This window comes from Mesorhizobium sp. P2_F5, assembly GCF_056403715.1.
In genome coordinates this window covers 480,077-497,148 of sequence record NZ_JBFUEY010000004.1, presented here as the reverse complement: position 1 = coordinate 497,148, position 17,072 = coordinate 480,077, and the positions used below count along the sequence as shown (strand labels likewise).

Below are 17,072 nucleotides of genomic sequence, written 5' to 3'. Positions count from 1 at the left end.
ATCAGGCCCGCTCGGCCAGCAGTTCCTCGCCGCGCTTTTCGCGGATCAGATTGACGAAGCGGCGGAACAGATAGTGCGAGTCCTGCGGGCCTGGCGAGGCCTCGGGATGGTGCTGGACCGAGAACACCGGACGTCCCGTGAGCGCGATGCCGCAGTTCGAGCCGTCGAACAGCGAGACATGGGTTTCCTCGACGCCCTCGGGCAGCGAGTCGGCATCGACGGCAAAGCCGTGGTTCATCGAGACGATCTCGACCTTGCCTGTGGTGTGGTCCTTGACCGGGTGGTTGGCGCCGTGATGGCCCTGGTGCATCTTGGCGGTCTTGCCGCCCAGCGCCAGCGCCAGCATCTGGTGGCCGAGACAGATGCCGAACACCGGAATATCGGTCTTGAGCAGGTCCTGGATGACCGGCACGGCATAGTCGCCGGTGGCTTCCGGATCGCCGGGGCCGTTGGAGAGGAAGATGCCATCCGGCTGCATGGCAAGGATCTCTTCCGAACCGGTGCTGGCCGGGACCACGGTGACCTTGGCGCCGAGGCCTGAAAGCAGGCGCAGTATGTTGCGCTTGACGCCGTAGTCGATGGCCACGACGTGCATCGACGGCTCGGCCTGTTCGCCAAAGCCYTCGTTCCAGACCCAGGGCGTTTCGCGCCAGACCGAGGACTGGCCTGAGGTAACTTCCTTGGCGAGGTCGAGCCCGATCAGGCCGGACCAGGCCGCGGCGCGGCGCTTGAGGTCGTCGATGTCGAAGACGCCGTCGGGCGCATGGGCGATGACGGCATTGGGCATGCCCTTTTCGCGGATCAGCGCGGTCAGTGCGCGGGTGTCGATGCCCGACAAGGCGACGATGCCGCGCTTCTTCAGCCACTGGTCGAGGCCGGTGCCGGCCCGGTAGTTGGACGGGTTGGTGACATCGGCCTTGAACACAGCACCGACGGCACCGGCGCGGGCGACCGGGTTGAGGTCCTCGATGTCCTCGTCATTGGTGCCGATATTGCCGATATGCGGGAAGGTGAAGGTGACGATCTGGCCGGCATAGGACGGGTCGGTGAGGATTTCCTGGTAGCCGGTGAGTGCGGTGTTGAAGCAGACTTCGGCGACGGCGGAGCCTGAGGCGCCGAGGCCGCGACCTTCGATGACGGTGCCGTCGGCCAGCACCAGAAGGGCGGTCGGCTTTTCGGTTGCCCAGGCGGGGGTCAACGCAGGCGTCATCTCGGCCATGGCGGCGCTCCTATCTAGCTGCGCGCTTCGATGGCAAGCCATCTGCGCAGCAAACCGCGCGGCCGATTTCTCAAGCCTGCGCGCATCAATTCATTGTCTTATGCAAGGCCGAGTACATAGGGGAAGGCGCCAGAGCGGTCAATGTTGCCTGGCCAAAACGGCGAGCATTTGTTTCGTCGAACGATATCAGAGGCTTGGCACGTTTGCTTTGCGAGTTCGCGACGGTTATTGTCCGCGCCGTTCGAAGGAGAAAGCATCATGCGCGCAAAAATCGCCGAATCCCTGAAGAGCGCGATGAAGGCGCAGGACAAGCACCGGCTGCCGACGCTGCGGCTGATCCAGGCCGCCATTCACGACCGCGACATCGCCAATCGCGGCTCCGCCAAGGAGCCGGCCAGCGACGAGGAGATCCTGCAGATCCTGGCCAAGATGGTGAAGCAGCGCGAGGAATCGGCCAAGGCGTTCGAGGACGGCAAGCGGCCGGAACTGGCGGCGCAGGAGCGCGGCGAGATGGAGATCATCCGTGGCTTCCTGCCTACGCAACTGGACGATGCCGCGGTGACTGCGGCAGCGCGAGAAGCGATAGCAGCCACGGGCGCGGCCAGCCAGAAGGACATGGGCAAGGTGATCGCCGCGCTGAAGCAGAAATATGCCGGCCAGATGGATTTCGGCAAGGCAAGCGGCATCGTCAAGGGCCTGCTGCAGTAGGGATTGTCCGCGGCTACATCTGGCTTGCGGGCCGGACGCCAAGTCGTCTGTCGTCATGATCGAAATCGTCAAACCCGCGCTCGAACATCTGCCGTCCTACAAGGCCGCGCTCGAGCGCGGCTGGTCGCCGGACAATGTGCGGCTTGAGGAGGCGACGCGCGCGGAGTTGGCGGCCATCGAGGAGGATCCGGTGGCGTTCCTGGCCGGCCTCGACGATCCCAAGGCCAAGGGTCCGCCCATCACTCTGCCCGATGGCACGACCGTACCGCGGCTGCCCGGCTTCCGGCGCTGGATCTGGGACGGCGAGGCCGTCGGCTCGATCGGCTTTCGCTGGCAGCCCGGAACGTCGGCGCTGCCCTCGCATGTGCTCGGCCATATCGGCTATGCCGTGGTGCCCTGGAAGCGCGGACGCGGCTACGGCACCGAAGCGCTGCGGCTGATGCTCCCCGAGGCAAGGGCGGTCGGCTTGCCGTATGTCGAACTCACCACCGACCTCGACAATCCGGCCTCGCAGAAGGTGGTGCTGGCCAATGGCGGCCGGTTAGTTGGCCCGTTCATCAAGGACGCCGTGTATGGCGGCGCCGAGAGCTTGTTGTTCCGGATCGATCTCTAGGTCTTGTAGGCGGGTTTTGGCGGCGCTATTCGCCGGGCTTGGCCAGCCTGCCCTCTTCCGCCTTATGGTAAAACTGACTTGCCACGAGCCAACCTTTGAGCGGCCTCAGGGGTGGAATGCAGGTCGCAAAAACTATGGGCAACGAAACGAGGACATGGAACCACATAGACGGTTCAAAGGTCACTTGCGCCCAGACGGCGAAAAGCACGGAAGGGACGCAGGCGAAGCAGATCACGAAGAAGGCAGGGCCATCGGCCGGATCCGCGAAAGAGTAATCGAGCCCGCATACATCGCATTTTGGCGCAAGCGTCAGAAATCCATCGAACAGTCGGCCTTCGCCGCAGCGCGGGCAACGGCCGCGAATTCCGACTTGCCATGGCACAAGCGGGGGATAGTGCGCGTGATCGTGCATGATGGTCACTCCAGACGACCTCATCATAGACGCCTTATCCAGCCTTGAGGTCTGCGATACATACTAGTATCGTAGTTGTATGCATACAGTGCGACAAAATGTATGGCACAAGGATGAAGGCGGTAGCAAGATGATTGGTGACGGCGGGCTCGGATGGCTTTCCGATGTGGGAGAAGGCCCCGGGCCGATCTATCTCAGGATCGCCGACGCGCTTGCCAACGCGCGCTCGAGCGGCCGCCTGCAGCCGGGCGACAGATTGCCGCCGCAGCGTGAACTGGCCCGATTGCTGGGGGTCGATCTGACCACAGTCACCAGAGCGTTCACCGAGGCTCGCCGCCGCAATCTGATCGACGCCGCCGCTGGGCGAGGAACCTTCGTTACGCCGGGGGAGGCCGAGGAACCGATCCTGGATCTGAGCATGAACATCCCGCCTGGGCCAGCAGGCCTCAGCCTGCCGGCATTGATCCGAAGCGGCATTGACGGACTGCTGCGGCGTTCGAGCGCGGAGGCGCTTCTGGCCTACCATCCCGGGCCCGGTTCGCCCGCCGAGCGTGCCGCCGGTTCCGCGTGGCTCTCTGCGACCGGCGACAGGCTGCCGGTCGATCGGGTGGTTGTCGGTTCAGGCGCGCAGGCTTTGCTCGCAGCCGTTCTTCTGTCGCAAACCCGCGAGGGTGACACCATCGTCACGGATGCGCTGACCTATCCGGGCCTGAAAGCGCTTGCCAGGACGACGAAGCGCGAACTGGCCGGTGTCGAACGTGACGATCAAGGGATGCGGCCGGACTATCTCGAGGAGGCAGTGCGACGACACGGCGCGCGCATCCTCTATATCAATCCGACGATGCACAATCCGTCGGCGCTGGTCATGCCGGAGACACGCCGCCGGGATCTGGCGCGGGTGGCGGGCAGGCTGGGCTTGCTCATCATCGAGGACGATCCGTACAGTCCCTTGGTTGTCGCGCCTCCGCCTTCCTTCCTCAACCTGGCGCCCGAGCGCACCATCCATGTGGCGACGATGGCGAAATGTGTCTCGCCGTTCCTGCGCACCGCGTTCCTGGTGGGACCGGGCGCCGAGGCCATCGAGCGGATTGCCGAAGCCATCCGGGGAACCACGATGATGGCGCCGCCGCTGATGACAGGCCTCGCCTGCGAATGGATACGCAACGGCCTCGCCGGCGAGATCACCGCCGCAGTGCGCATCGAAGCGCAAGCGAGACTGGAGGTGGCGCGCATGATCCTGCCCCGGGGTTTCGCCTCGGCGCCGTCCAGCCTGCATCTCTGGTATTCTCTCGAAGGGCGGCTGAGCTCTTTGGAACTCGCCGATCTCGCACGGCGCCGGGGATTGGCGCTCAGTCCAGCGGAGGAGTTTTCCGTTATTCCTGATGGGGCCAAAGGCGTGCGCTTGGCGCTTGGCGCGGCGTCCAGCAGGGAAAGGCTCGAGCAGGGCCTGCGCAGCCTCGTCTCGATCCTTGCGGGCAACTCAGGATACGCGCCCGCTCCAGTCTGACGCCGCTGATGATCGGTGCTGCTACTCGGCCGCGGCCGGCAGTGGCGGCGCTGACCGGCTGCGGCCTTCCCAGATGTAGGAGGCAAGAGCGACCGCCATCGCGACCAGCATGGCTGCCACGCCGGCGAGCGGCAAGCTGCGATAGCCATAGCCGGCATTGAGCATAGTGGCGCCCAGCGATGCGGCGAGCGCGATGCCGACATTGAAGCCGGAGGGGATGAGCGAGGAGGCGAGGTTCGAGGCGTCCGCCGTCCAGGACAGGATGCGGGTCTGAATCGGCGTCCCGATGGCGAAGTTGAGACCGCCCCAGATGACGATCGCAACGACCATCGGCACGGGGTAGGGGCTGACGGCATAGATCACGCCGAGCATCACCGCTTGCAGGGCAAGCATGGTGATCAGCGACGGCATCAGCTTCCAGTCGGAAAGCTTGCCGCCGAGAAAGACGCCGATGGTGGCGCCGACGCCGTTGAGCAGCAGCACCCAGGGGATCAGACTCTCGTCGAGATGGGTGACTTCGAGCAGTGTCGGGGTGATGTAGGTGAACAGGCCGAACTGGCCGATCATCAACATCAGCATCAGAATGAGCGAGGTCCAGACCTGCTGACGCGCCAGCACGCGAACCTCGCTGCCGATGCTGGTGGACGGGGTGGACGCGCCTGTCGTGCGGGGCAAGAGGGTGGCCATGGTAGCGAGCGCCACGATGCCCAGCGCGCACATCACCCAGAAGGTGGCGCGCCAGCCCCACAGATTGCCGATCGCGGTGCCGGCCGGCACGCCGATGACGTTGGAGACGGTGAGGCCGGAGAGAATGACGGCGACAGCCATGCCGCGCTTGTCTTCGGGCACAAGGCCGACGGCCACCACCATGGCGACGCCGAAATAGGCGCCATGCGCGACGGCGACCGCAATGCGCAGGAGCAGCATCGAGGTGAAATCGGGCGCCAGCGCGCAGGCGGCCTGGCCGATGGTGAAGGCGATGGTCAGGCAAAGCAGCAGGGTTTTGCGGGAAATGCGCTTGGTGGCGAGCGCCAGCAGTGGTCCGCCAACCGCGATGCCGCCGGCATAGCCGGAGACGAGATAGCCGGAGGTCGGGATCGAAACGCCGAGGCCCTCGGCCACTTGCGGCAATACACCGGCGATGACGAATTCGGTGGTGCCGAAAGCGAAGGCGGCAATGAACAGGGCAATGAGCGGAAGCATGGCGCGGAAGCGATCCTCGAACGAGGTGGCCTAAAATCATGGATGGCGCTTGCCGGCAATGCAGAAATTGTCGACGCCGCTTTAGGTTTTCTTGATCCGGTCTATTCCAGCCGGGGCAGCCGCCGGGCTAGGCGGCGTCTTCCTGCCGTAGGGTATTTTCAGCCAGGCCCGCTCATGAAGGTAATACAGCAAGGATTTGGTGACGACCTCGGTGGCGCCGATGGCCGCGGCGAGCTTGATGCTGCCGGTGATGACGAGCGAGATGATCATCGTGTCGATGGTGCCGGTTGCGCGCCACGACAGCGCCTTGGCAAAGCTGCGCGAATGAGTGTCCATCGATTTTCCTCCCGGTGGCCTGACCGATGCTTAGCCGACGGATGGCTGAGCGCGCAAAGACTAATTTCGCCGCAGCAGGCGCTTGTTCGGGCTCAGCTGGCCTTGAGCCGCGACCCGCCGAGCAGGCCGCGCTCTTCCAGCACCGGGTAGGCCATCGAGGCCAGCAGCGAGTTGATCTGCTTCAGGTCACGGATGGTGTCGAGATGAATGGAACTGGTCTCGACGCTCTTGGCGGTGCCGTCGCGCAGGCGCACGAAATGGCTGGCGCTGGTTTCCTTCTCGCGGTCGCGCAGCCGGTCCTTTTCCAGCACCAGCTGGCGGGCGGTTTCAGGATCGCGCGACACCAGCACGTTGAAGGCAAGCCTGGCATTGGCCAGCACCGAGGTGTGGAAGGCGAGCAACTCGCTCCAACCCTCGGGCGTGAACTCCAGCCCGCGCTCGAACTTCTTCTTCACATGCACCAGCATGTTGCGCACGATGATGTCGCCGACCTGCTCGAGCTTGACGCAGGCGCCGATTAATTCCTGGCAGCGCAGCGCCTCGTCCTCTGTCAGCGAGTTCCTGGTCAGTTTGGCCAGATAGAGCTTGATCGCCGCGTGCTTCCTGTCGACGCGGTCGTCAAGTGCGGCCAGCGCCTTGATCTTGTCGCCGTCGGCGCTTTCATAGAGCTCGATGATGCGCTTCAGCATGATCTCGACCGTTTCGCAGACCCGCACCACCTCGCGGGTGGCATTGGCCAGCGCCTGGCTAGGAACGTCCAGCGCGCTGTCGTTGAGCGCGGAAAGCTCGACCACGTCAAGCGCTGCGGCCGGCACCGGTTTGGTTCCCATCGCCACGATCTTCTCCGAAGCGCGATAGACCAGGCTGGCCAGCGGCAGGCCAGCGAGCAGGATCAGCACATTGAAGAGGATGTGGGCGTTGACGATCTGGTCGGGCACGGTAGCGCCGAGGAAGGCGACCGACGGCTTCAGCGTCATGAACAGGATCAGCATGACCAGCGAACCCATGCCGCGCATCAGGAGATTGCCGATCGGCACGACGCGAACGCCAGGTTCGGCACTGCGGGTGAGCAGCGGCGCGATGATCGAGGAGCCAAGGTTGACGCCGAGCACCAGGACGATGCCGAGTTCGGGCGGGATGAAGCCGCGGCCGGCCAGCGTCACCATCAAAAGCACGGCGGCGATCGAGGAGTGGAACAGCCAGGTGACGAGCGCGGCGAGCAGATAGGCGGTGACGAAATCGCTGGAGAAATATTGGATGATCAGCGGCATCAGCGTGCTCTGGCGCAGCGGCTCCGAGGCCTGGCCGATCATTTCCAGCGACAGCAGCAAAAGGCCGATGCCGACCAGGATGCGGCCGAACTGGCGCCAGTCGCGCCGCTCGGTGGCCATGAACATCACCGTGCCTGCGACGAGGCAGATCGGCACCAGCAGCGTCAGATCGAAGGTCAAGAGCTTGACGACCAGCGCCGAGCCGATCTCGGCGCCGCGCACCGCCAATTGGCCCGACATCCCCGAGACGATGCCGGCGCCGGCGAAGGAGCCGACGAGAAGCGTGACGGCGGTCGAGCTCTGCAATGCGATCGACAGGCCGCAGCCGGCCAGCACCGCCATGATCGGATTGCGCATGGTGGAGCGCAGCCGATGGCGCAGCACGTCGCCATAGGCGCGCTCGACGCCTGTTTTGACCATGCGGGTGGCAAACAGCATCAGTGCCACAGCACCGGCCAGATGCAGCAGGACGACGGAACCGCTCATTTTGACGCCTGGATGCGGACAGGAGCCGCGACGTGGAGCGCGTGCCGTGCAGGGAGGAAAACGAAGGTGCGAATCATGGTCATGGCAGTCGCTTACATTAGCCGAGATATTTTAGCCGGATAATAAAATTTTGTCGATTTCAAGAGGCCGTCGCGGCGCGACAAGGCGTGTCGGAAAAGGGACGGATGGGCAAGCGTTGCATGGCGGATCTCGGCGCAGCAACGGATCAGCCGGGTTTGCGGTGATTTCGGCAACAACCTTTGCGATGATGTTCAAATCTCCGGTATAAGCGAAGGATTTCATTACATAATTGTAATGCTGACGTTCAGTTTCAGTTCATTCTTCGGGGACTATTCCCTGGGGCATCGACAACCAAGGAGCCCCGTTATGAAACGCATTGTTCTTTCCGCCCTCGCTTTCTCGATGCTGGCCGCTACTTCGCTTACCGGCCAGGCCGCACCGGTGAATGCGCCGGTCGCACCGCAGTCGAATTACACCAACGTCGACTGGCAGAAGCCAACCAACAGGGATGTCAAGAAGCGCATCATCCAGAAGCGCGTCGTGAAGAAGACGGTGGTCGTCAAGCGCGGCCATTGGCGCAATGGCCAGAAATACTCGAGCTGGAAGCGTCACCAACCGATCCGCGACTATGGCCGCTATGGCCTGCATCGCCCGGGCCGTGGCCAGGAGTGGATCCGCGTCGGCAATGACTACGTGCTGGTCAGCATCCTGTCCGGCATCATCTTCGGCGCCATCGCCGCGCAGTAAGACCGGCCAAGCCGGTGCAACGCTGAAAGTTGAAAGGAGGCGGCCCGAAAACCGCCGCCTTTCTTTTTGGCCTGTGGAAACCGGGTAAGGTCCGCAATAGGGGTCGTCGGATTTCGCGCAGATGATTATATGAGGGACAAACGAGTTCCCCGATGCGCTTTCCGCCCGCCTTTCTCGATGAGATACGCGACCGTGTGCCGATTTCGTCGGTTATCGGTCAGCGCGTCGCGTGGGACAGGAAGAAGACCAACGCCTCGCGCGGCGACTATTGGGCCTGCTGTCCATTCCACGGCGAGAAGAGCCCATCCTTCCACTGCGAGGACAAGAAGGGCCGCTACCACTGTTTCGGCTGTTCGGTGTCGGGCGATCACTTCAAATTCCTGACCGAGCTCGACGGCATGACCTTCCCCGAAGCGGTCGAGAAGATCGCCGAGATGGCAGGCGTGCCGATGCCGGTGCGCGACGAACGGGAGGAACAGCGCGAGAAGGAACGCGCCAGCCTGACCGATGTCATGGAGATGGCGACCGCCTTCTTCCAGGAACGGCTGCAAGGATCTGAAGGTGCGAAAGCCCGCGCCTATCTCAGGGACCGCGGGCTGACACCGGCGACGCAGCAATCGTTCCGGCTCGGCTTCGCGCCCGATAGCCGCAACGCGCTGAAGGAGCATCTTGCCGCCAAGGGCGTGCCCAAGGCTGACATCGAGGCCTGCGGGCTGGTCCGCCATGGCGACGACATACCGGTTTCCTATGACTGGTTCCGCGACCGCATCATGTTCCCGATCCCGGATTCTCGGGGCAAAATTATCGCCTTTGGCGGCCGGGCGCTGGCGCCCGATGCGCTGGCCAAATACATGAACTCGCCCGACACCGAGCTCTTCCACAAGGGCAATGTGCTCTACAATTTCGCTCGCGCCCGCAAGGCTTTGGCAAAAGGCGGCACGGTTATTGCCGTCGAAGGTTATATGGACGTCATCGCGCTGGCGCAGGCCGGCTTCGAGAATGCCGTGGCGCCGCTCGGCACCGCGCTCACCGAAAACCAGCTCGAACTTCTATGGCGCATGGCGCCCGAACCGATGCTGTGCTTCGACGGCGACCAGGCCGGGCTGAAGGCGGCGTGGCGCGCCGCCGACATGGCGTTGCCGGCGGTTCAGGCCGGGCGCTCGGTGCGCTTTGCGCTGTTGCCGGAGGGCAAGGATCCCGACGATCTGGTCAAGGCCGAGGGACCGGACGCGTTTCGCGCCGTGCTGGCGGAAGCGCGGCCTCTCGCTGACCTTTTGTGGATGCGCGAAACGGCAGGCGGCGTCTTCGACACGCCGGAGCGGCGGGCGGGGCTGACAAAGACGCTGCGCGAACTGACCAGCCGCATCCGCGATGAGAGCCAGCGCTACCACTACCAGCAGTGGATGCGCGAGCGGGAGCTGAACTTCTTCAGCGCCCAGCGCGAAGTGCGGCAAGGTCGCCAGGACTGGAAACCAGGGCAGGGCAAGACTTCAGCGCCCGGCGGGCAGTTCGCGAAGGGCGGCGGGGTCGGCGCCCGCGCCGCAATCACCGAAAGCCTCGGCCGCTCCGCCATGGTCAAGCGCGGTGGCGAGATGATGTCGGTGCGCGAGGCGACGATCATCGTCGCGCTGGTCAACCATCCGGCGCTGATCGACGAGAATTTCGCCCATGTCGAGTTCCTCGATCTCGCCAACACCGACCTGAAGCGGCTGCACGCCGCCATCCTCGACGCCATGGCGCATGACATGGCCAATGACCGTGGCGCGGTGATCTCCACGATCGAGCGTGCCGGCTGCAGCGATATCTGGGGCCGGGCGGTGATGTTGATCAAACGGGCCCGGCAATGGCCGGCGCTGGAAACCGCGGCCCTCGACGATGCCCGCGACGCCTTCAACCAGGCGCTGCACTTGCAGCGCAGCGCGCGCACCTTACATAAGGAGCTGAAGCAGGCGGAAGCAGCGCTCGCCAGCGATCCCACGGACGAAAACTACCGGCATCTCGTCGAGATTCAGGCGCAATTTCGTGATGTGCAGGCAACGGAAGCGCTGATCGAAGGGTTCGGCGTGTCCTCGGGCAAGGCTGGGCGCGTGTAGGTCGAAACCTGCGCAAGAATGAATGATGTACGTGCTGCGCGTCGAATCGACGCCTCTAAGTCGGGTAATTGATTCGCTTTTTTGATGCGAATCATGCGAGAGGCGCTTGACCTTCTGGCAGAATGACGGAATCAGGACGATTCGAAACCTTAACCCGTGCCCGGCGTCGATGGGAAATGCAGCGATGTGAGGTGCTGATCACTGGACAGGTTGTTAGCCTGCCACAGATATCAGGGTTAATCTGGACTTAATGCATGTCGCCCAAAAGTGAAAAACCGGTTTTGGGGCACGATATGAACCAAACAAAAGAGTTGATGCGGTTACCGGCCCGGTGAAGCGCGTTTCGTCACGAGCGCATAATTTGACCGGTGCGGCAGCTTACGCGGCTTCGATGTTCGGCCGCTAGGAGAAGATAAAGACTATGGCGACAAAGGAAAAGGAAGAGGTCGAGACCGAACGTGAAGGCGCCACCGATGGCCCCCTGCTCGACCTTTCCGATGATGCTGTCAAGAAGATGATCAAGGCCGCCAAGAAGCGCGGCTATGTGACCCTCGACGAGCTGAATGCGGTGCTGCCTTCGGAAGAGACCGATCCGGATCGCATCGAAGATATCAATGCGATGCTGTCCGACATGGGCATCAACGTGGTCGAGGACGACGATCAGGGCGAGGAGCCCGAGGCCGCCGACAGCAATGCCGACGCCGAGGAAGACGCCAACGAACTGGCCGAGCAGACCGGCACCGCCGTCGCCGCCACGACCACCAAGAAAGAGCCGACCGACCGCACCGACGATCCGGTGCGGATGTATCTGCGCGAAATGGGTTCGGTGGAGCTCCTGTCGCGCGAGGGCGAAATCGCCATCGCCAAGCGCATCGAGGCCGGCCGCGAGACGATGATCGCGGGCCTGTGCGAAAGCCCGCTGACCTTCCAGGCCATCATCATCTGGCGCGACGAGCTCAATGAATCGAAGATCCTGCTGCGCGAGATCATCGACCTCGAAGCCACCTATGCCGGCCCCGAAGCCAAGCAGGCGCCGGTGGTCGAGCGCATCGAGGAAGCTCCCAAGGCCGAGGACAAGCCGCGGCGTGGACGCGACGAGGAAGACGACATCACCAATGTCGGCGCCGACACGCGCGGCCTGGTCGATGACGACGAGGAAGACGAGGACGAGGCGAGCCTGTCGCTGGCGGCGATGGAAGCGGAACTGCGTCCGCAGGTGATGGAGACGCTCGACGTCATCGCCGACACCTACAAGAAGCTGCGCAAGCTGCAGGACCAGCAGGTCGAGAACCGTCTGGCCGCCGCCGGCACGCTGTCGCCCAGCCAGGACCGCCGTCTGAAGGAGCTGAAGGACCAGCTGATCAAGGCGGTGAAGTCGCTGTCGCTCAACACGGCGCGCATCGAGGCGCTGGTCGAGCAGCTCTACGACATCAACAAGCGGCTGGTGCAGAACGAAGGCAAGCTGCTGCGCCTGGCCGAAAGCTATGGCGTGCGCCGCGAGGAGTTCCTGAAGGAATATCAGGGCTCTGAGCTTGATCCGAACTGGACGCGCTCGATCGGCAATCTGACCTCGCGCGGTTGGAAGGAATTCACCAAGAACGAGAAGGACGCGATCAAGGATCTGCGTTCGGAAATCCAGAACCTCGCCACCGAAACGGCGATCTCGATCCTGGAATTCCGCAAGATCGTCAACCAGGTGCAGAAGGGCGAGCGCGAAGCCGCGATCGCCAAGAAGGAAATGGTCGAGGCCAATCTGCGCCTCGTCATCTCCATCGCCAAGAARTACACCAAYCGCGGCCTGCAGTTCCTCGACCTGATCCAGGAAGGCAATATCGGCCTGATGAAGGCGGTCGACAAATTCGAATACCGCCGCGGCTACAAGTTCTCGACCTACGCGACATGGTGGATCCGGCAGGCGATCACCCGTTCGATCGCCGATCAGGCGCGCACCATCCGCATTCCGGTGCATATGATCGAGACGATCAACAAGATCGTACGCACCTCGCGCCAGATGCTGCACGAGATCGGCCGCGAGCCGACGCCGGAGGAACTGGCCGAAAAGCTCGCAATGCCGCTCGAAAAAGTGCGCAAGGTCTTGAAGATCGCCAAGGAGCCGATCTCGCTCGAAACCCCCGTGGGTGACGAGGAGGATTCGCATCTGGGCGATTTCATCGAGGACAAGATGGCGATCCTGCCGATCGACGCGGCGATCCAGGCCAATCTGCGCGAGACCACGACGCGGGTGCTGGCCTCGCTGACGCCACGCGAAGAGCGCGTGCTGCGCATGCGCTTCGGCATCGGCATGAACACCGACCACACGCTGGAAGAAGTCGGCCAGCAGTTCTCGGTCACCCGCGAGCGTATCCGCCAGATCGAAGCCAAGGCGCTGCGCAAGCTCAAGCACCCGAGCCGCAGCCGCAAGCTGCGCAGCTTCTTGGATAGCTGACACTCGCCGATTGCAAAGAAATTAAGGGCGCCCATCAAGGCGCCCTTTTCATTTCAAGTGGTTCATCGAATTGCTCTACAACGGCACGTTCAGCCGCGTCCCCTTGACGATGATGCCGCCGCGGTCGCCAATTTCTATTGAGCCGTAACGCTGCCTGAAGCACGACGGCAGCGGACGGTCGCCGGGAACCGACAGCCACAGGCGCAGCATATGGCGCCGTTTGTCCGGGGCCGGCCAATCGCGAAAACCCATGCGGTCGTGTAGCAGCGAGTGATTGTAGACAAACTGCATGTCGCCTGGCCGCAGTCGCATCGACAGGTTCAGTTTAGGGTCATTGGCAAGCCTGTCGAAGAGATCCAGTGCTTCGACATGCGCGGGGCTTAGCCGCATGGCATCCGGAAAGCGTTGGGCGCTGTCGATATACTGGCGCTGATAGATGCCGGTCAGCAATCCCGCGTGCCAGTTGAGGACCGGGATTTCGAAGTAGGGCTTTTGGCCTTCCGGCACCTCGCCGCGCCGGTCGGTGGCTATCGGATCAAACAGCAGGCGGACCAGATCGGGCCGTCGTCTGCGCATCTCGTTGTAGATCGTCACCGTGCTTACCAGCAGGGACTCGCCGCCTTCCATGGCATCGCGCAGGCAGAGCAGACCGACGACGTCGGCGGAGTCGGTGTGAAATGTCTGGCGCTCCGCCGTCTGGTAGATGCGCGTCGTGGCGTCCTTGGCGTCGGCGCCTGTGTCGCGGACATGGCCAAGTATATGGCCCTGGGCATTCTGTGACCGTGCGCTACCAAGATGCGCGCCAATCCCGCAGAAGATCGTTGCCGCCATTTGCGCCGAATATGTCTCGACCGGGAGGCCGCGAAGCACCTCGAACGCAATGCCTGCGATGAGTTTTTCGCGGAGGGCGGCGAGATGGCCGGCAAGCCGGGGCAAGGGGAAATCGGCCTTGGTCAGGTTGCCGATATCTTGCGAGCGGGCGAGAAAGCCGGTTGCCGCCAATTCCAGTTCCGCGGCATCCTGCTTATCCAATTCGACCAGCCAATTTTCAGGATGCTTCGCCATTTCCTCGCCAGTCCATGCGGCAGGAATTTCGATCTGTCCCGGCGGCAGGTCGATGGTCTCGCGCATGAAGCTCTCCAACGGCTGGATCGGCGGGGATTTCCGCCAGGTCGATGGCGACGAACGGAGATTGCCGTAGTCAGGCGGATTTTTAAACCGGCTTTCCCTGGCCGGCGCCGACAGTTTTGCGGTCGTCGCCATACCGCCGCCTTGGCGCTTGGAGAAATCGCCTTCACGCATCAATGGGGCTGGCGCGGCGGTCCTTGCACGAAGCTCGCTGCGGGCGGATACTTCCCCGTCGGATGCGTGTTCTGGGTGACAAACCGGATGCTCGCCCCGGCGCAGGTCCACGACCTGAGCCGTGCTCCGTGGCGCCGGAGGGAGGTGTGCGATGACAACCTACATCCTGCTGATGAACTGGACCGAACAGGGCGCCAGGAATGTGCGCGAGTCGCCGAAGCGGCTCGATGCCGCTAAGAAGCAACTGGCCGACATGGGCGGATCGTTCAAGGCGTTTTATCTCACCATGGGCGAATGCGACATGGTGGCCGTGGTCGAGGCTCCCGACGATGCCGTGCTTGCCCGTTTTGCGCTGATGCTGGGGGCGGGTGGCAGCGTCAAGACGCGAACGCTCAAGGCTTTCCCCGAATTTGCCTATCGCGAGATCGTCACCTCGCTTGGATAGGCCTGCTGCTTTAAACTACGCGGCCGAAAGCATTTCCTGGCGGTCGATGCGGGTGCCGCTTGACGGCGCCCGAGCCGCCGATATTGAGGAGAGATGCTCCTCTCGCTCGAGAAGAACTTCATTTTCATCCATATCCCGAAGACGGCCGGGACCTCGATCACCCGTGCGCTGCGGCCATGGTGCCTGAAGCCGAAGCCGACGCCATGGCGGCGTCTGCTGTCGCGGCTGCCGGTGCCAGAGGCACCGGAGAAGGTCAATTTCAGGCAGCATGATAGAGCCGCCTGGCTGCGGCGCAAATTGCCGTCCCATATTTATGACGGCGCCTACAAATTCGCCGTGGTGCGCAACCCTTTCGAGCTGGTCGTTTCCAATTACCAGCATTTGCGCCGGAAAACCTCGCGGCGCCGGCATCGCCAGGCGCAGAGCTGGGATTTCAAGGCGTTCCTGAGCTACCTCGAACGCAAGAACCGGCTGGCGCGCGTGGATCAGACGAGCTGGATTTCGGACAGGGATGGAAAGCTGATAGTCGACGAGGTCCTTCGCTTCGAAACACTGGCCGAGCAGTTCAATGTCCTGGCCGAGCGGCTCGGTCTTCCGGGCGAGCTTCCCCGATCGAATGTCGGCGAGCCGGTCGATTATCGCGCCATCTACGACGAGGAGGCGAAAGCGATCGTGCGGCGGCTCTATGTCAGAGACTTTGAGCGCTTCGGCTACGCGTTCTGATTTGCGGCGCGCAAGGGAAGACGGGGCGCGGCGCCGTGGTAGGATGGGGATCATGTCTGAACCGCTTTCACATTCGCATCTATGGCCCGGTGTGCCGCTTGCGCTTGGCTCTGCCGCCTTGTTTGGCGCGGCACCGCCGCTCTCAAAGCTGCTTCTTGATACCGTCAATCCCTTCATGCTGGCGGGCCTGCTCTATCTCGGCGCGGGTGTAGGGCTGGCTGTGTTTCGCCTGCTTCGAGGCGTGCAGGCAGCCGCCGGCGAAGCACAACTGGCCCGCAAGGACATGCCATGGCTGGCGCTGGCGATCGGCATGGGTGGCATCGTCGCCCCCGGGCTTCTGATGTTCGGCCTCACACTGAATACCGCATCCAGCTCCGCTTTGTTGCTCAACCTCGAAGGGTTGGCTACCATGGCGATAGCCTGGCTGATCTATCGCGAGAATGTCGACCGTCGGCTGCTTTTCGGCGCCTTCGCCATCCTTGCCGGTGCGGTTCTGTTGTCATGGCAAGGCCAGGGTGTTGCCTTCAACCTTGGCGCGTTGCTGGTTGCCGGAGCTTGCCTGGCATGGGGCCTGGACAACAATTTCACCCGTAAGATCTCCGCCACCGACCCGGTGGTGATCGCCATGCTGAAGGGGCTGGTGGCAGGCATCGTCAATGTCGGGCTCGGCTCGATTGCCGGCGCATCATTTCCCGCTGTGTCCATTGTCGCCGCCGCAGCCACAGCCGGTTTCTTCGCCATTGGCATCAGCCTGGTCATGTTCATCCTGGCGCTGCGCCATCTCGGCACGGCACGCACAGGGGCCTACTATTCGCTGGCGCCGTTCATAGGTGCTCTGCTTGCCGTGTCTGTCCTCGGTGAGCCCTTGACGCTGAAGCTGGTGATTGCCGGACTTTTGATGGGCGTCGGCCTGTGGCTGCATCTATCCGAGCGTCACGACCATGAGCATGATCACCAAGCTCTTGAGCATGAGCATAGTCATGTGCATGACGAGCACCACCAACACGATCATGATGGGATGGTGACGGAACCGCATTCGCACCGGCATCGGCATGCGCCGATGCGCCATGCGCACGCGCACTATCCCGATCTGCACCACCGGCACGACCACGGCTGATGGCAGGCCCTCTGCTGACCGTCTGGTACAACACGCGCTGCCCGGTCTGCGATGGAGGCATCACCAGGCAGAAACGGCGGCTGATCGAGGCGATCAAGGCGGGACGCATCGCATTTCGCGACATCAACCTCGAACCGGCGGCTTTAGCCGGCCATGGCGCCTCGCTGGAGGACATCCGCCGCCGGCTGCATGCCACCGACGCGCAGGGCAGGCTGCTGGTCGGCGCCGATGTCGCGGTTGCCGTCTGGCGGGTGACGCCGGGCGAGAGTTGGCTGGCGACGCTGTTCGGCAATCCGGTCGCGCTGCCGCTGACGCGTTTCACCTACGATCGCTTCGCCGATCTTCTCTATGCCTGGAACCGGCGCAACGGCCGCTGGTAGCCGGAAAGACCCCCCAGACATCTCCGAACCGACACCGGTGACA

The 17,072-nt window shown here is 63.2% G+C and carries 16 protein-coding genes; 10 read left to right on the top strand and 6 right to left on the bottom strand.

Annotated features, from left to right (window positions below):
- Position 1: 1 nt before the first annotated feature.
- Positions 2–1,219, bottom strand: coding sequence for a glutamine-hydrolyzing carbamoyl-phosphate synthase small subunit (carA, locus tag AC1DYO_RS08895; protein ID WP_477262295.1), 1,218 nt, complete (start codon positions 1,217–1,219; stop codon positions 2–4).
- 258 nt (positions 1,220–1,477) lie between these two features.
- Here carA and AC1DYO_RS08890 point away from each other — a divergent pair, with 258 nt between their 5' ends.
- On the top strand, positions 1,478–1,927 hold the full coding sequence (locus tag AC1DYO_RS08890; protein WP_477262293.1) for a GatB/YqeY domain-containing protein: 450 nt from the start codon (positions 1,478–1,480) through the stop codon (positions 1,925–1,927).
- Between the two features lie 55 nt (positions 1,928–1,982).
- On the top strand, positions 1,983–2,540 hold the full coding sequence (locus tag AC1DYO_RS08885) for a GNAT family N-acetyltransferase (protein WP_477262291.1): 558 nt from the start codon (positions 1,983–1,985) through the stop codon (positions 2,538–2,540).
- Between the two features lie 25 nt (positions 2,541–2,565).
- Here AC1DYO_RS08885 and AC1DYO_RS08880 read toward each other — a convergent pair whose 3' ends face one another.
- Positions 2,566–2,952: a DUF983 domain-containing protein gene (locus tag AC1DYO_RS08880; protein ID WP_477262289.1), complete on the bottom strand. Its 387-nt coding sequence runs from the start codon at positions 2,950–2,952 to the stop codon at positions 2,566–2,568.
- Between the two features lie 130 nt (positions 2,953–3,082).
- Here AC1DYO_RS08880 and AC1DYO_RS08875 point away from each other — a divergent pair, with 130 nt between their 5' ends.
- Entirely contained in the window at positions 3,083–4,459 is a 1,377-nt protein-coding gene (locus AC1DYO_RS08875) for an aminotransferase-like domain-containing protein (RefSeq protein WP_477262287.1), read from the top strand.
- 21 nt (positions 4,460–4,480) lie between these two features.
- Here AC1DYO_RS08875 and AC1DYO_RS08870 read toward each other — a convergent pair whose 3' ends face one another.
- The 3 genes from AC1DYO_RS08870 to AC1DYO_RS08860 all read right to left on the bottom strand — a co-directional run bounded on the left by AC1DYO_RS08870 (position 4,481) and on the right by AC1DYO_RS08860 (position 7,755).
- On the bottom strand, positions 4,481–5,662 hold the full coding sequence (locus tag AC1DYO_RS08870) for an MFS transporter (protein ID WP_477262285.1): 1,182 nt from the start codon (positions 5,660–5,662) through the stop codon (positions 4,481–4,483).
- 81 nt (positions 5,663–5,743) lie between these two features.
- Positions 5,744–5,998 carry a DUF2061 domain-containing protein gene (locus AC1DYO_RS08865; protein WP_477262283.1) on the bottom strand — a complete coding sequence of 85 codons (255 nt, stop codon included), beginning with the start codon at positions 5,996–5,998 and terminating at the stop codon, positions 5,744–5,746.
- Between the two features lie 92 nt (positions 5,999–6,090).
- On the bottom strand, positions 6,091–7,755 hold the full coding sequence (locus AC1DYO_RS08860) for a Na/Pi cotransporter family protein (protein WP_477262281.1): 1,665 nt from the start codon (positions 7,753–7,755) through the stop codon (positions 6,091–6,093).
- A 387-nt stretch (positions 7,756–8,142) separates the two neighbouring features.
- Here AC1DYO_RS08860 and AC1DYO_RS08855 point away from each other — a divergent pair, with 387 nt between their 5' ends.
- From AC1DYO_RS08855 to rpoD, 3 genes are all read left to right on the top strand, one after another.
- The gene (locus AC1DYO_RS08855) at positions 8,143–8,523 is read left to right on the top strand and encodes an RcnB family protein (protein ID WP_477262279.1); all 381 of its coding nucleotides are present in this window, start codon (positions 8,143–8,145) and stop codon (positions 8,521–8,523) included.
- A 152-nt stretch (positions 8,524–8,675) separates the two neighbouring features.
- Entirely contained in the window at positions 8,676–10,616 is a 1,941-nt protein-coding gene (gene dnaG, locus AC1DYO_RS08850; protein WP_477262277.1) for a DNA primase, read from the top strand.
- 421 nt (positions 10,617–11,037) lie between these two features.
- Positions 11,038–13,062 carry an RNA polymerase sigma factor RpoD gene (gene rpoD, locus AC1DYO_RS08845; protein WP_181058686.1) on the top strand — a complete coding sequence of 675 codons (2,025 nt, stop codon included), beginning with the start codon at positions 11,038–11,040 and terminating at the stop codon, positions 13,060–13,062.
- A gap of 75 nt (positions 13,063–13,137) precedes the next feature.
- Here the strand turns inward: rpoD and AC1DYO_RS08840 are convergent, their stop codons facing one another.
- A complete protein-coding gene (locus tag AC1DYO_RS08840) occupies positions 13,138–14,193 on the bottom strand; it encodes a TauD/TfdA family dioxygenase (RefSeq protein WP_477262274.1) in 1,056 nt (351 codons plus the stop codon).
- 322 nt (positions 14,194–14,515) lie between these two features.
- Between AC1DYO_RS08840 and AC1DYO_RS08835 the strand changes: the two genes are divergently transcribed.
- From AC1DYO_RS08835 to AC1DYO_RS08820, 4 genes are all read left to right on the top strand, one after another.
- Entirely contained in the window at positions 14,516–14,809 is a 294-nt protein-coding gene (locus AC1DYO_RS08835; protein ID WP_454585499.1) for a GYD domain-containing protein, read from the top strand.
- A 93-nt stretch (positions 14,810–14,902) separates the two neighbouring features.
- Positions 14,903–15,532 carry a sulfotransferase family 2 domain-containing protein gene (locus AC1DYO_RS08830; protein WP_477262272.1) on the top strand — a complete coding sequence of 210 codons (630 nt, stop codon included), beginning with the start codon at positions 14,903–14,905 and terminating at the stop codon, positions 15,530–15,532.
- A gap of 52 nt (positions 15,533–15,584) precedes the next feature.
- Entirely contained in the window at positions 15,585–16,649 is a 1,065-nt protein-coding gene (locus tag AC1DYO_RS08825; RefSeq protein WP_477262270.1) for a DMT family transporter, read from the top strand.
- Entirely contained in the window at positions 16,649–17,029 is a 381-nt protein-coding gene (locus AC1DYO_RS08820; RefSeq protein WP_477262268.1) for a thiol-disulfide oxidoreductase DCC family protein, read from the top strand. Before AC1DYO_RS08825 ends, AC1DYO_RS08820 begins: the two co-directional genes overlap by 1 nt.
- The last annotated feature ends 43 nt before the right edge of the window (positions 17,030–17,072 follow it).

Bases quoted from the DNA above. Each gene is read 5' to 3' on its own strand.
- AC1DYO_RS08890 (WP_477262293.1), top strand. From the start codon at position 1,478: ATGCGCGCAAAAATCGCCGAATCCCTGAAGAGCGCGATGAAGGCGCAG.
- AC1DYO_RS08885 (WP_477262291.1), top strand. From the start codon at position 1,983: ATGATCGAAATCGTCAAACCCGCGCTCGAACATCTGCCGTCCTACAAG.
- AC1DYO_RS08880 (WP_477262289.1), bottom strand. From the start codon at position 2,952: ATGCACGATCACGCGCACTATCCCCCGCTTGTGCCATGGCAAGTCGGA.
- AC1DYO_RS08875 (WP_477262287.1), top strand. From the start codon at position 3,083: ATGATTGGTGACGGCGGGCTCGGATGGCTTTCCGATGTGGGAGAAGGC.
- AC1DYO_RS08870 (WP_477262285.1), bottom strand. From the start codon at position 5,662: ATGCTTCCGCTCATTGCCCTGTTCATTGCCGCCTTCGCTTTCGGCACC.
- AC1DYO_RS08865 (WP_477262283.1), bottom strand. From the start codon at position 5,998: ATGGACACTCATTCGCGCAGCTTTGCCAAGGCGCTGTCGTGGCGCGCA.
- AC1DYO_RS08860 (WP_477262281.1), bottom strand. From the start codon at position 7,755: ATGAGCGGTTCCGTCGTCCTGCTGCATCTGGCCGGTGCTGTGGCACTG.
- AC1DYO_RS08855 (WP_477262279.1), top strand. From the start codon at position 8,143: ATGAAACGCATTGTTCTTTCCGCCCTCGCTTTCTCGATGCTGGCCGCT.
- dnaG (WP_477262277.1), top strand. From the start codon at position 8,676: ATGCGCTTTCCGCCCGCCTTTCTCGATGAGATACGCGACCGTGTGCCG.
- AC1DYO_RS08840 (WP_477262274.1), bottom strand. From the start codon at position 14,193: ATGCGCGAGACCATCGACCTGCCGCCGGGACAGATCGAAATTCCTGCC.
- AC1DYO_RS08835 (WP_454585499.1), top strand. From the start codon at position 14,516: ATGACAACCTACATCCTGCTGATGAACTGGACCGAACAGGGCGCCAGG.
- AC1DYO_RS08830 (WP_477262272.1), top strand. From the start codon at position 14,903: ATGCTCCTCTCGCTCGAGAAGAACTTCATTTTCATCCATATCCCGAAG.
- AC1DYO_RS08825 (WP_477262270.1), top strand. From the start codon at position 15,585: ATGTCTGAACCGCTTTCACATTCGCATCTATGGCCCGGTGTGCCGCTT.
- AC1DYO_RS08820 (WP_477262268.1), top strand. From the start codon at position 16,649: ATGGCAGGCCCTCTGCTGACCGTCTGGTACAACACGCGCTGCCCGGTC.